This window comes from Desulfosporosinus acididurans, assembly GCF_001029285.1.
Classification (GTDB): Bacteria; Bacillota; Desulfitobacteriia; order Desulfitobacteriales; family Desulfitobacteriaceae; genus Desulfosporosinus; species Desulfosporosinus acididurans.
On the sequence record NZ_LDZY01000008.1, the window covers coordinates 223,497 to 234,483 of the forward strand.

At 37.9% G+C, this 10,987-nt stretch carries 13 protein-coding genes and 1 rRNA gene; 10 read left to right on the forward strand and 4 right to left on the reverse strand.

Annotated features, from left to right (window positions below; all coding sequences use genetic code 11):
• Positions 1–34 precede the first annotated feature (34 nt).
• Complete coding sequence (locus tag DEAC_RS13145) at positions 35–391, forward strand: winged helix-turn-helix transcriptional regulator (protein WP_047810509.1); 357 nt, start codon at positions 35–37, stop codon at positions 389–391.
• An 85-nt stretch (positions 392–476) separates the two neighbouring features.
• Here DEAC_RS13145 and DEAC_RS22295 read toward each other — a convergent pair whose 3' ends face one another.
• On the reverse strand, positions 477–2,102 hold the full coding sequence (locus DEAC_RS22295; protein ID WP_053006433.1) for a M56 family metallopeptidase: 1,626 nt from the start codon (positions 2,100–2,102) through the stop codon (positions 477–479).
• Positions 2,103–2,176: 74 nt separating this feature from the next.
• On the reverse strand, positions 2,177–2,554 hold the full coding sequence (locus tag DEAC_RS13155) for a BlaI/MecI/CopY family transcriptional regulator (protein WP_047810545.1): 378 nt from the start codon (positions 2,552–2,554) through the stop codon (positions 2,177–2,179).
• Between the two features lie 427 nt (positions 2,555–2,981).
• On the opposite strand from DEAC_RS13155, the gene DEAC_RS13160 reads away from it, so the two are divergent.
• The gene (locus tag DEAC_RS13160; RefSeq protein WP_047810510.1) at positions 2,982–3,371 is read left to right on the forward strand and encodes a bacteriohemerythrin; all 390 of its coding nucleotides are present in this window, start codon (positions 2,982–2,984) and stop codon (positions 3,369–3,371) included.
• A gap of 95 nt (positions 3,372–3,466) precedes the next feature.
• Here DEAC_RS13160 and DEAC_RS13165 read toward each other — a convergent pair whose 3' ends face one another.
• Complete coding sequence (locus DEAC_RS13165; protein ID WP_047810511.1) at positions 3,467–3,661, reverse strand: DUF1858 domain-containing protein; 195 nt, start codon at positions 3,659–3,661, stop codon at positions 3,467–3,469.
• A gap of 270 nt (positions 3,662–3,931) precedes the next feature.
• Here DEAC_RS13165 and DEAC_RS13170 point away from each other — a divergent pair, with 270 nt between their 5' ends.
• The 4 genes from DEAC_RS13170 (at position 3,932) to DEAC_RS13180 (ending at position 6,151) form a co-directional block, all read left to right on the forward strand.
• On the forward strand, positions 3,932–4,285 hold the full coding sequence (locus DEAC_RS13170) for a winged helix-turn-helix transcriptional regulator (RefSeq protein ID WP_047810512.1): 354 nt from the start codon (positions 3,932–3,934) through the stop codon (positions 4,283–4,285).
• Positions 4,286–4,514: 229 nt separating this feature from the next.
• Entirely contained in the window at positions 4,515–5,303 is a 789-nt protein-coding gene (locus DEAC_RS13175) for an HD domain-containing protein (RefSeq protein WP_047810513.1), read from the forward strand.
• Positions 5,304–5,401: 98 nt separating this feature from the next.
• Complete coding sequence (locus tag DEAC_RS24580) at positions 5,402–5,530, forward strand: hypothetical protein (RefSeq protein ID WP_282433346.1); 129 nt, start codon at positions 5,402–5,404, stop codon at positions 5,528–5,530.
• A 261-nt stretch (positions 5,531–5,791) separates the two neighbouring features.
• Positions 5,792–6,151 carry a PilZ domain-containing protein gene (locus DEAC_RS13180; RefSeq protein WP_047810514.1) on the forward strand — a complete coding sequence of 120 codons (360 nt, stop codon included), beginning with the start codon at positions 5,792–5,794 and terminating at the stop codon, positions 6,149–6,151.
• 17 nt (positions 6,152–6,168) lie between these two features.
• Here DEAC_RS13180 and DEAC_RS13185 read toward each other — a convergent pair whose 3' ends face one another.
• Complete coding sequence (locus DEAC_RS13185; protein ID WP_047810546.1) at positions 6,169–7,077, reverse strand: RluA family pseudouridine synthase; 909 nt, start codon at positions 7,075–7,077, stop codon at positions 6,169–6,171.
• A gap of 173 nt (positions 7,078–7,250) precedes the next feature.
• Here DEAC_RS13185 and DEAC_RS13190 point away from each other — a divergent pair, with 173 nt between their 5' ends.
• From DEAC_RS13190 to DEAC_RS23905, 4 genes are all read left to right on the forward strand, one after another.
• Positions 7,251–8,156, forward strand: coding sequence for a DUF1848 domain-containing protein (locus tag DEAC_RS13190; protein WP_282434455.1), 906 nt, complete (start codon positions 7,251–7,253; stop codon positions 8,154–8,156).
• A gap of 138 nt (positions 8,157–8,294) precedes the next feature.
• Positions 8,295–9,419, forward strand: a complete 1,125-nt coding sequence (locus DEAC_RS13195) for a glycosyl hydrolase family 18 protein (RefSeq protein ID WP_047810515.1) — start codon at positions 8,295–8,297, stop codon at positions 9,417–9,419.
• A 63-nt stretch (positions 9,420–9,482) separates the two neighbouring features.
• Positions 9,483–10,181, forward strand: a complete 699-nt coding sequence (locus tag DEAC_RS13200) for a DUF1385 domain-containing protein (protein WP_047810516.1) — start codon at positions 9,483–9,485, stop codon at positions 10,179–10,181.
• 528 nt (positions 10,182–10,709) lie between these two features.
• A 16S ribosomal RNA gene (locus DEAC_RS23905) occupies positions 10,710–10,987 on the forward strand; the annotation flags it as partial.

Consider the following 10,987-nt stretch of genomic DNA (forward strand, 5'->3'; position numbering starts at 1 on the left):
GGTCAGAAGTAATTACTAAAGGGGAGTTTGAAATATGATTAAGTTCAAGAATAGTGAGTATCAATGTTCTATGGAATTGACGCTGGCACTTATTGGGGGGAAATGGAAATCATTAATACTTTGGCATTTGGGCGATAAAACCTTAAGATATAATGAAATGAGAAAAATATTACCTAATATTACACCCAAAATGTTGACGCAGCAGCTTAGGGAATTGGAAGACTGTGGATTAGTCAAGAGATTTATTTATACTCAAATACCTCCAAAAGTTGAATATTCCCTTACGAATGCAGGAAAAAGTCTTCTGCCCATTCTTGATACCCTCTGTAAATGGGGCTTGAATTACGCCAGTGAATTTGAGCAGGTGGAAGAAAGCAAAGAGGTTGAATAAAAATAAGAGGCCAATGCTTGCGAACCATTCAGTTCGTTTAGCATTAGCCTCTGTTGAGTATTTTTTGATATCATAATACCTTATATTACCACTGCCTGCCGGGGTCATCGGCCATATAGTTTACAGTTCCTCGTGGATAAAGAACAGAATAGTGATCCATTTTGGGGTTAGGGTTGCTTGCTGTAGGCTGCGGAAATACCATTTCAATTTTGAAATCAGAACTAGCTGTATAGCCGATAATTTCTTGGTTATTGTAGTTTGTATCATAGGCGGGTGTTCCTAAAACTGCTTTGACACTATTGAGAGATAGACTTGATAATCGACTGTCAAAGGATCTTGCCTCAAAAATTTGCTCACCTTTGTTAATGCCAAAAACAAGTTTATGACTTGTGAAGGTCGCGTAGCGCCCTTTAGCAGCACCTACATAATTTGTTGAGTCAGCGGGGCCCAATGCTTTCTCTATATCTTCAATGGTTGTGGTTTTTACAGGGAAATCACTATTAAGGATTTTGCCTTGGCGTGCCAACTGCATCATATTGAGCAATAGGATCTTACTTGACGAATCGGCATTAAGAGAAGGAGTGGTTTGCGAAGAAGCAGATGGTGTTGAAGTACTCGGAGTCGGAGTTGAAGTTTGAGTTTGAGTTTCAGTACTGGTATTTTGCTGATTGTTCGTTGAAGAGGCAGCGCTTTGATTTTGAGTATTTCCCGTTGGCTTTAAGGGTGTGGTCAAGCTTGAACATCCTACGATAAGTGTCATGGTCAGAGCGGCAACGGTCCATTTTAGGCTGCTTTTTCTAAATGACGAAATCATGATAATCCTCCTTGTGTTGAATTTATTGACAAATCCAATCGTACCAGGAATCCAGAATGGCTCAGACAGGAGTTGAATCAGTTCAATAATTGTTTGGGCATATTTTTTATGTTCCTCTGGTCTAATAGCGGCAAGAGCAGTGGCATCACAAGCAATTTCGCAATCCCGTTTCATTTGATGCAGTGCGTACCAAATAAGAGGGTTAAACCAGTAAACAATTTGAAGCAAAGTAACAAAGGTATTGACAAAGAGGTCACGTCTTTTTAGATGACTCAGTTCATGTAAAAAGACAAAGTTTAGTTCTTCAGGAGATAATTTATCAATAATGTGCTGAGATATAATAATTTTGGGTTTTCTCCAGCCGAAAAGCGCCGGTGACTTAAAACTAGTATCATAAACAACCGTTACTTTCGATGTTATTTTGAGGCGTGTTTTGCATTCTTCAAGAATGTTGAGGAGCTCTTGATTCTCGCAGGCAGGTAGTTTTTTGATTTTGGCTAATAACGATCCATTTACCATAAAGATATATATGAATATGAGGGCAGCACCGGTTAGCCACAGATAAGCTGGAGGCGAAATGGCAGCTACTGTTTTGCCCGGCGAAGAAGTCGTCGAATTCACGTTATTATCACTAGTCAATGGAATTGTTAATGAAGATTTAGGGAGGGAATTGTTCTCGTTCAGCGGCGGTGCGAGTGTGTGAATCGTTTGTCTAAATGTTTGGCTTAAATTAGATGTTGATGTGGAGTGGGGAATATAATTTAAGATACTTAGAGAGCTTTGAGGTGAGAAAGGTACAATAAGCCTTAGAACTAAAACAAACCAGAGTAAATAATGGACGTTAGCATTTAGCTTTTGCCTGAATAAAAACTTGATGAACAATAGACCTAAAGCCATAATACTTCCGCTCAGCGACAAGGTGACAAGTAAATGAAAAAGTTCAGCTATAGGCACGTTCTCACTCCCATCTCTTAATCGGTTTTTTCATCAAGCAGTTTGCGAAGGTTTTCAATTTCTTGAGGAGATAAGCGCTCATTTTTGACGAAGTTTGCAACCAGTAGATGGATTGAACCGTCGTAAACTTTATGGAGAAAAGACTTTGTTTCTTCGAGCATGCAATCTTCTTTAGAAACTAAGGGATAGTATTGAAATAAACTTGCTTCTTTATTTACACCAAGGGCTTCTTTTTTTACTAAACGAGTGATTAAGGTGTGAATGGTTTTCGGGTTCCATTGCGTCTCCGATTTCAGGCAGCCGATAATTTGAGTTGCGGTTAACGGGGATTTTTCCCAGAGTACTTTCATAACTTGCCATTCTGCTTCGGATATTTTACATGCAGCATAGTTCATCATTGAGGCTCCTTCCTACAGATGTAGTCTAGAGTAAGATTACACTTGTAGGAAGGATAAGTCAAATGGGTAATTGTTCCTATGCTCTACTATCGAGAACACCTGCATGATGTATGGAAAATGGTTGTAATAGTAATACTATGGTAAATGTAGGATGGGAGGTGTTTGAAGTGGGGGATAAAAGTCCCAAAAACAAGGAGAAGATGAAGAAGCGGGCGGAGAAAAAGAACAATTCGAGTCCTTCTATATTACCTTGAGAAATGATTGAGAGAATTTCAGCATTTGTTGTCATTTTAGCCGGCATTAGCCGGTATTTTTTTAACTAAATAATTTGTAATAATAATGTGACTTAAAGCACTTTATGGTATAATTAGGTATAAAAACATTCTTCAATCTAAGAATTAGTTTAAGAAAGGTTTGAGTTCAAGTGCTGGAATGGAAAGAGGAGTATTCTATCGGAGTAGAACAAATTGATGAGCAACATAGACATCTCTTTGAGATAGGAAATAAAATATATGATTTACTCGAAAATTATCTATATGTTGACAAGTATGACAGAATTGTTAGCATTATCCAAGAATTAAAAGATTATACAAAATATCATTTTCAAGCGGAAGAAGATTACATGATTGAGCTAAAGTACCCAAGATATTTTAGCCAAAAAGTAGAACATGACGATTTTATTCAAAAAATCGAAGGAGTAGACCTCGAAAGTCTAGACAGAGACCAGGACAAGCATATTCGAGAAATTCTAACCTTCGTCTTCGACTGGGTGCTCGAACATATATTAAAAAAGGATATGCTTATTGGAGCTTAAAACAAAGATAGTGTTATGAAAAGGCAAAAGAGCCTTCCGGCTATAGTGGAAGGCTCTTTTGATTTTTAATTCCTAAGCAACAATAAGAAAAGTTTTCAATTTTTAATCGCTTCGTTAAGGTCTTTGAGTAAACGGGGAACATCTATGCCGTGGGCTAAGGCACCTTGTTCAAGGTTTTCGAAACGTGCGGCCATGCATCCAAAACAATGCATACCATAACTTAGAAGTATATCCGCAGTTTTAGGGTACTTTTCAACAATTTCAGTGATTGACATATCTCCAGTAATCATGGGACGATCAACTCCTCATTTTATAATTTTCATTTCTCTTTTAATATGCCTGCATTTTATTTGAATCATTTCTTATTTAAGCGGTAGATTAATCCAGATTTGCACCTCACCTGCTTATTATAATTTGTCAAGGTTCTTATAAGGTAAGAAGTTTTATATGGAAGGGACACGGTTACCTTATGTAAGTATAATACTATAAATCAATGACTACCGTCAAGTAAGTGAATGTGCTAAACTAATAATCAGAGCAGAAACGGAGGGTACCCTACCATGGAAGATTATCATCTTTGTCCAAAATTTGAATCTGCCTTTGAATTAATCGGGAAACGGTGGACAGGATTAATCATTCGAGTTTTACAAACAGGTCCGAAACGCTTCAAAGATCTGACAGAAATAATATCGAATGTCAGCGGAAAAGTGTTGACGGAACGTTTAAAGGAATTAGAGAGTGAAGGAATTATTTGCCGAGAGGTTTATCCGGAAATGCCAGTCCGTATTGAATATAGATTAAGTCCTAAAGGCGAAGATCTTATCCCTGTGTTTAACGAGTTGCAAAAGTGGGCGATTAAATGGGTTGGACCGCAAAAAGATTTGCAGATTCGGGAGCAACTAAGAAAAAATTAAGTCATACGAAGATACAAGTGAACTCGCTTACGCTAAAGCTGAACATCGGGGCTTCAGATACAATAATGTCCAGTGGAGATTATTGTCGAGCCGCCTTTCCCAATAGGAATACTTAGCGGCGAAGGAGGACTCTACCCCCACTTACAAGAAGTGGGGGTCTTAAAAACTGGATAAATTGAAGTTAAAGGCTTTAAAAATTCAAATAGAGTGATTAAAGGAGTTTTTTGCGATGACTCAAAGTGATGTCTTGTATTTAACATCCTGGTTTGAAAACTTTACAAATCGCTATACTTCAAGTGACTTAGAAATCCAAGCTAATCTTCAATATAAAAAAGGTCATTCCCAAAGAGTCAGGGACAATATGTTAATGATAGGAGCAGATCTTCGGCTTGATACAGATCAAATGAAGTTAGCTGAAGTGATTGGACTTTTTCATGATGTCGGTCGTTTTGAACAATATGCGAAATATCATACGTTTAAGGATCATTTAAGTGAAGACCATGCGATTTTGGGTGTGTCTATTTTAGAACGGGAACACATATTAACTGATAGAGTTAATGAATCGGAAATAGAAATTATTAATAAATCCATATTCAATCATAATCGTCGAGTAATTCAGGGGAATATTTGCGGAACTACTTTGAAGTTTTGCCAAATGATACGAGATGCTGACAAATTAGATATTTTCGACCAGATTATTAATTTTTACGAGAATCCGGGGAAAACCCCATATCTAGCTGTAGAGAAAGACCATGAAGATCAACGATATTCTTTAGAAATCATTGAAGGCATTTTAAGTGGAAAACAAATTTCCTATTCGATTGTAAAATATCCCATAGATATTAAGTTGGTTCGATTGTCCTGGCTTTTGGATCTAACATTCTCGATTGCTTTGAAAACCGCTCAACGTAAACAATATTTTGAACGGCTTAAAAAATTTATTCCAAGTACACAGGATACTCTGCAAGTTTTCATGTTCATAGAGCAAAGACTTTTGCAAAAAGCAGCCGCTAATTAAGATTTCTAAGATAATTGTTGCTTTGATGTGTATCATGTTTGTCAAATAGGGAACCCTAAATCACGCAAGATTTAGATGCGGAAAGGGGAAATATATTAATGGGAAATAAGAAAACAGATAAATCGAGAACTCATGCTGCTAATTTGAATGATAATCGACTCAATTCAGATAGTGATAAGAAGAAAGTTCCAACGAGCGCTACCAATAATCCTCAGGAAAGGCTTTAAGAGAACTGATGTCAGGGAAATTAAGACACCCGCCTATGATGGCGGGTGTCTCGCTCTAAGTGATTCTATTTCAGGAATACTCTGGACTAACAGAGTAAACAGAGTATCCCAGCTCGCTTATTTTCGGTATAATGGTAATGGAAGAGAAGGCAACTGAGAGACCATTCAGCAAATACTCAAGTATAGATCAAAGTATAAATGGAGTACTTTAGAGAGAAGTCTGCCTTTTAATGTGATCAAGTGTAGGGGAGTTTTTCGATAATGTCTGTTAAACCTGAGTTGCGCAATAGTTCGAGGCTGCCGTACAGTACGGAAATTTATTGTTCAAAATGTATCTGTGAAGGAAAAATAACTGTTTACGAATTACCTTTAGAATTAAAGGTTGTCAATGTTTCCAGAGAGGGCTTGTGTATTACGACCGAAGTAGAATTTAAAGAAGGTGCTTTTCTTGAATTTGATATTACTTTAGAGGACGAAATATATAAATCAGTTTCGGCCATAATTTTATGGATTATAAAAGATCAAAATATTTATAAATATGGAATGCGGATAAATTACATTACCGGAAAACTTAGCAGGCATATTTATAAAATGGAAAACAGATTTTTTGCGAAGATTTAACCTAAATGGGTTAATGATTATTGTTGTTCCGACCTTAAAGCATAAGCTTCAAGGACTCGCAAATAACTCGAAGAATAAGGAGCTTCCAGGGAGATAACCCGCTGTTCAAAAGGATGGAGGAAGGATAACGAAATGGCGTGTAATGCTTGTCCGGATATGAGGTCTGAACGTTTTCCATACATTCTGTCCCCGACAATTGGGTGACCTAAGTGGCTCAGATGAACCCTTATTTGATGGGTTCTGCCAGTTTCAAGTATGAGTTCTAAAAGAGAGACTCCTGAAGAGGTGCAAATCTCATGATAATGGGTAATTGCGGGATCTCCGGCTTCCGTTACAACCCGTCGGTTTGGCTTGGCAGGATGAGAACCAATTGGCAGGTTGATTGTACCATTTGAAGGATCAATATTTCCCATTACTACGGCATGGTAAGTTCGTTTGATTTCCCCTTCTTTTAGAAACTTATCTAAGTATGCTTGGGTACGTCTATCTTTGGCAAAAAGGACACACCCTGAGGTATCTCGATCTAAGCGATGTATTGGGCGAACAGTGCAAATTGCTCCATGTTGCTGATAATGATAAGCGAGATAGTTGCTTAAGGTACCATGAGAAGTTTGCCCAGTTGGATGAACCAACAGGCCGGAGGGTTTATTCAAGACGATTAAATAGTTGTCTTCATACAATATTTCGATTGGGCCTTGCTCCGGTTCTACTCCGAAGTTTGTATCTTCAAGGGAGAGAATTTTCAAGACGTCCCCTGAGTTAACGTTCTTTTTTAGAAAGGCGTTTTTTTTATTCAATAAAATTCCCTTTTTCCGGGTTAATTTCTGAATTGTTCTACCGGAATAGTTAAGAACTTGTTTTAAATAAGCCTCAACTGTAAGGCCTTGATGAACATCAGTTATCGTGTAGGATAAATACCTTTTCATATCACCAGTTCCAATCCGTAATAAATATTTAAAAGTTAAAAGAATGAATATTGTTGCTAGATTAGGAAGAACCATTAAGCCAAGAGAATCTTTGCAATCAATAATACCATATTATTGGCTATTACCTCAGGAAAAATAATCTTCGGTCATCTACAGCTTTTAGGATAGGAGTGATGACTATTATTATCAGTGCTAGCCGAAGGACAGATATTCCGGCATTTTACTCACAGTGGTTCTTGCATAAGATTCGAAATGGATATTGCACAGTGTTTAATCCTTTTAATTGCCGTCAAGTAAGCAGGGTATCTTTACTGCCTCAAGATGTTGATGTGATTGTATTTTGGACTAAAAATCCTCGTCCTTTAATGGAGCATATAGCCGAATTGGATGCAAGAGGATTTAAATATTATTTTCAATATACCGTTAATGGATACCCTCCTCAGCTTGAGCCTAATATTCCTCAATTAAAAACTTCTGTAGAGACATTTTCACAGTTGGCTTCGATGATTGGGGCGGAAAAAGTAATTTGGAGGTATGATCCTATTCTTATCAGCAATATTACCGATTATAATTATCATTTAAAGCAATTTACCCAAATCGCCGCCTTACTCAAAGGAAAAACAAAGAGAGTCGTAATTAGTCTTGTCGATGAATATCGGAAAGCGATATACAAATTCAAGAAGCTTAAGGAGCAAAATATAAATGTCATCTCAAGTAACGAATTAAATTATTTCAAAATCGGTGAATTGATGATAGCCTTCTCAAAGATCGCCCGGGATAATGGAATGGAAATATTCAGCTGTGGAGAAACTGTTGACTTGGAACCCTATAATATCTTACCGGGAAAATGTATTGATGATCAATATATCCGACGTGTATTTGGCCTTACGTTAAGTAGTATAAAAGACAAATATCAACGTCAGGAATGTGGTTGTATTTCAAGTAAAGACATAGGAATTTACGATACATGTCTTTATGACTGTGCATACTGCTATGCCGGAACTATAAAATCAGGACAGAGACAGCGTCATTATATAAATTCCCCTTCTCTTATCGACAGATATGAAACTTCTCCCTGAGAGAGCTTTTTAACATCAGTGAACTCGTTCAGCTGCTTCTAAATATCCTCTTATCTTAGTTTCTCGAATAATTACATATGAAATTGGAGACAGGGAAAGATAAAGTCAGATACCGAAATATGACAAAGGAGCGAACAGATGAAAAGGTACCTGACTTTAATAATCATAAGTATTTTGATTCTCTGTCAGACACTCATTGGTTGCGCAGGCTCGAAGAATGTGCCTCAAATATCATCATCCTCAGGCGTTAGAAAGGACCAACCTCCTAAGGCTGAAGCTTCACGTCAAGAGACGTCAAATTCAAGTAACCATGTGGTTTTAGGCTTTTATACGGATTCGCAGCGAGCAAAAGAATCATTGGTTAAAGAGATTAATAATCTCGACGAAGTAGCATTTTTTTGGTATACCTTTGATGGATCAGGTATAGTTAAACCTGCAGGCAATGTCAATTTAAATCTCAAAGAAAGAGCACAAAAAGGCGGAGCGAAAGTCTATGCTTTAATTCATAATTTGGATGCTAATGGCTTTAATTCCCAATTAGCCCATCAAGTTTTGGCGAATAAAGCAAATCGCTTGAAATTCATAAATAATCTTGTTCTCCTTACCACCAAAGATAATTGGGACGGAATAGCCATTGATATTGAAAAGATTCTAGCTGCTGATCGGAAAAATTACTCGGCATTTCTAGATGAGTTACATACTTCCCTTAAAGCTAAAAATAAGATACTTAATGTCTCAATTCCTGCTAAATATCAAGATAATCCAAACGATTTATGGTCAGGGGCATTTGACTATGCTACAATTGGTCGAGCAGCTGATCAAGTTGTCCTCATGACCTACGAAGAACATGGTATAGGAACAACTCAAGGCCCGATTGCCTCTCAAGGATGGGTTAACAGGGTAGTCGATTTTGCAATTGGCAAAATACCCAATGAAAAAATTATAATGGGATTACCGGTATATGCCAGTGATTGGGCTTCTAACAGACCAACTATTCCTAGTTATTTAACATATGATAAGGCCATTAGTTTGGCTAAAAAACTAAATGTAAATATTTTGTACGACAAGTATCAACAGGTTCCGCATTTTGCCTATACAATTGGCAATGTACGTCATGAGGTTTATTTAGAAGATGTTCGCAGCCTCACTGCAAAACTTGGACTTGCTCAAAAAAGCCAGTTGCACGGTGTCGCCATTTGGCGATTAGGCATTGAAGATCCTACATTATGGACAGAAGTCTTAAAAAAGTATAGCTCTGGCTAATTCTATGTAAATCATCTTAGTAGTTCTCTGAACACACTGAGATTTATAAATGAGGGTGAGATTTTGGGGGTTATAGGAGGTCGGGCGCATCTAAATGGAATCACTTTTGCCACAAATACGCATGTTGTTCGCGGAAGATTGTCAAAAGGAATGATTTCCATACGTGTACGTCGAGTACCTGGGATTCGTATTTTTATGCTGATGGATAAAGTTCCCTTCTTACGCGGTATTTCTTCCTTGCTAAAATTAGATATAAAGCTATTCCTTGGTGTTATTTTATTTCTTACCATACCATGGGATTGGTTCTTTCCGGTAACTAATTTTTTAGATTTTGACTCGACTTGGAAAAGTATTGCAGCTTATTGTATTGTTTTTCTTATCTTGATGGTTTCCTTGAGACGGATGTGGCAGTTCCATGGAGCAGAACATAAAGCCTATAATATTTATGTAAGCTGTGGCGAACTTTCATTAAAATCTGTGCGAGGAGCTAGTCGAATTAGTGAACATTGCGGAACTAATTTGGCTGTTCTTGCAATTCCGATTGCCATCTTGCTGTCCTTTACAAATTTAGCATTGCCGCTAATAATGATAGCTTTAGCAATTAGTTACGAGATTTATAACCGGAGTTTTCGCAAATTTCGTCTAAGGCCGGTCAAGTTTGTTGCTGGAATGATCCAGAAGTATATCGTAACCGTTGAACCGACTGATGAACAAATACTGTTGGCCACGGCTACCTTGACTAAAGCAATAGAATACAGTTAGCAGAATCATAAGTGAAATACGTGTATCGGTTATGACAAGTACGGCCCGCCTTTAAACCAAGATTGTGAGCTCGTTCAGCTAAAGCTGAACATCAGGGCTTTGGTGGCGAAAGTGTTCTGTAGACACTTTTGCCGAAAGCGCCTAGCCCGTAACAAATGCTATCGTGCTGAAGGATAGACTCTACCTCCACTGAAGCAAGGTAGGGGAACCACTCTCACTTGTGGAAGTGGGAGTCTTATATTGGATAAAATGAAAGAAAAGTAATAAAAGTAATAAAAGTGTTGACATAGTTAAGGAAGAAGTGGTATTATAACAAAGCGTTCAAGAACAGCGCTTCTAAATACCTCTCAAACCTGTTGCTTCAAGAAAAAGTTGTTGACAGCATAAAGAGAGAGCGTTAAAATGAAACTCTTTGGTCTTTGAAAACTAAACAACAAGGACAGCCAATGAGAGAAACTCGGAAGAGTTTCAAAAGAATCATGGAATCATGAGCAAGTCATCATCTTCTTTAAGGAAGTTGAAATAACTTTTTTGGAGAGTTTGATCCTGGCTCAGGACGAACGCTGGCGGCGTGCTTAACACATGCAAGTCGAACGGAGAGAATTCTAAGTTTACTTAGAAGGATCTTAGTGGCGGACGGGTGAGTAACGCGTGGGTAACCTACCCAACAAACCGGGACAACCCTTGGAAACGAGGGCTAATACCGGATACGCTTATAGGTTGGCATCAACGTATAAGGAAAGGCGGCCTCTGAATATGCTGCCGATGATGGATGGACCCGCGTCTGATTAGCTAGTTGGTGGGGC

Coding starts and splice junctions, on each gene's coding strand:
- DEAC_RS13190 (WP_282434455.1), top strand. CDS start 7,251: ATGACTATTATTATCAGTGCTAGCCGAAGGACAGATATTCCGGCATTT.
- DEAC_RS13145 (WP_047810509.1), top strand. CDS start 35: ATGATTAAGTTCAAGAATAGTGAGTATCAATGTTCTATGGAATTGACG.
- DEAC_RS13185 (WP_047810546.1), bottom strand. CDS start 7,077: ATGAAAAGGTATTTATCCTACACGATAACTGATGTTCATCAAGGCCTT.
- DEAC_RS13175 (WP_047810513.1), top strand. CDS start 4,515: ATGACTCAAAGTGATGTCTTGTATTTAACATCCTGGTTTGAAAACTTT.
- DEAC_RS13180 (WP_047810514.1), top strand. CDS start 5,792: ATGTCTGTTAAACCTGAGTTGCGCAATAGTTCGAGGCTGCCGTACAGT.
- DEAC_RS13195 (WP_047810515.1), top strand. CDS start 8,295: ATGAAAAGGTACCTGACTTTAATAATCATAAGTATTTTGATTCTCTGT.
- DEAC_RS24580 (WP_282433346.1), top strand. CDS start 5,402: ATGGGAAATAAGAAAACAGATAAATCGAGAACTCATGCTGCTAATTTG.
- DEAC_RS13165 (WP_047810511.1), bottom strand. CDS start 3,661: ATGATTACTGGAGATATGTCAATCACTGAAATTGTTGAAAAGTACCCT.
- DEAC_RS13155 (WP_047810545.1), bottom strand. CDS start 2,554: ATGAACTATGCTGCATGTAAAATATCCGAAGCAGAATGGCAAGTTATG.
- DEAC_RS22295 (WP_053006433.1), bottom strand. CDS start 2,102: ATGGCTTTAGGTCTATTGTTCATCAAGTTTTTATTCAGGCAAAAGCTA.
- DEAC_RS13170 (WP_047810512.1), top strand. CDS start 3,932: ATGGAAGATTATCATCTTTGTCCAAAATTTGAATCTGCCTTTGAATTA.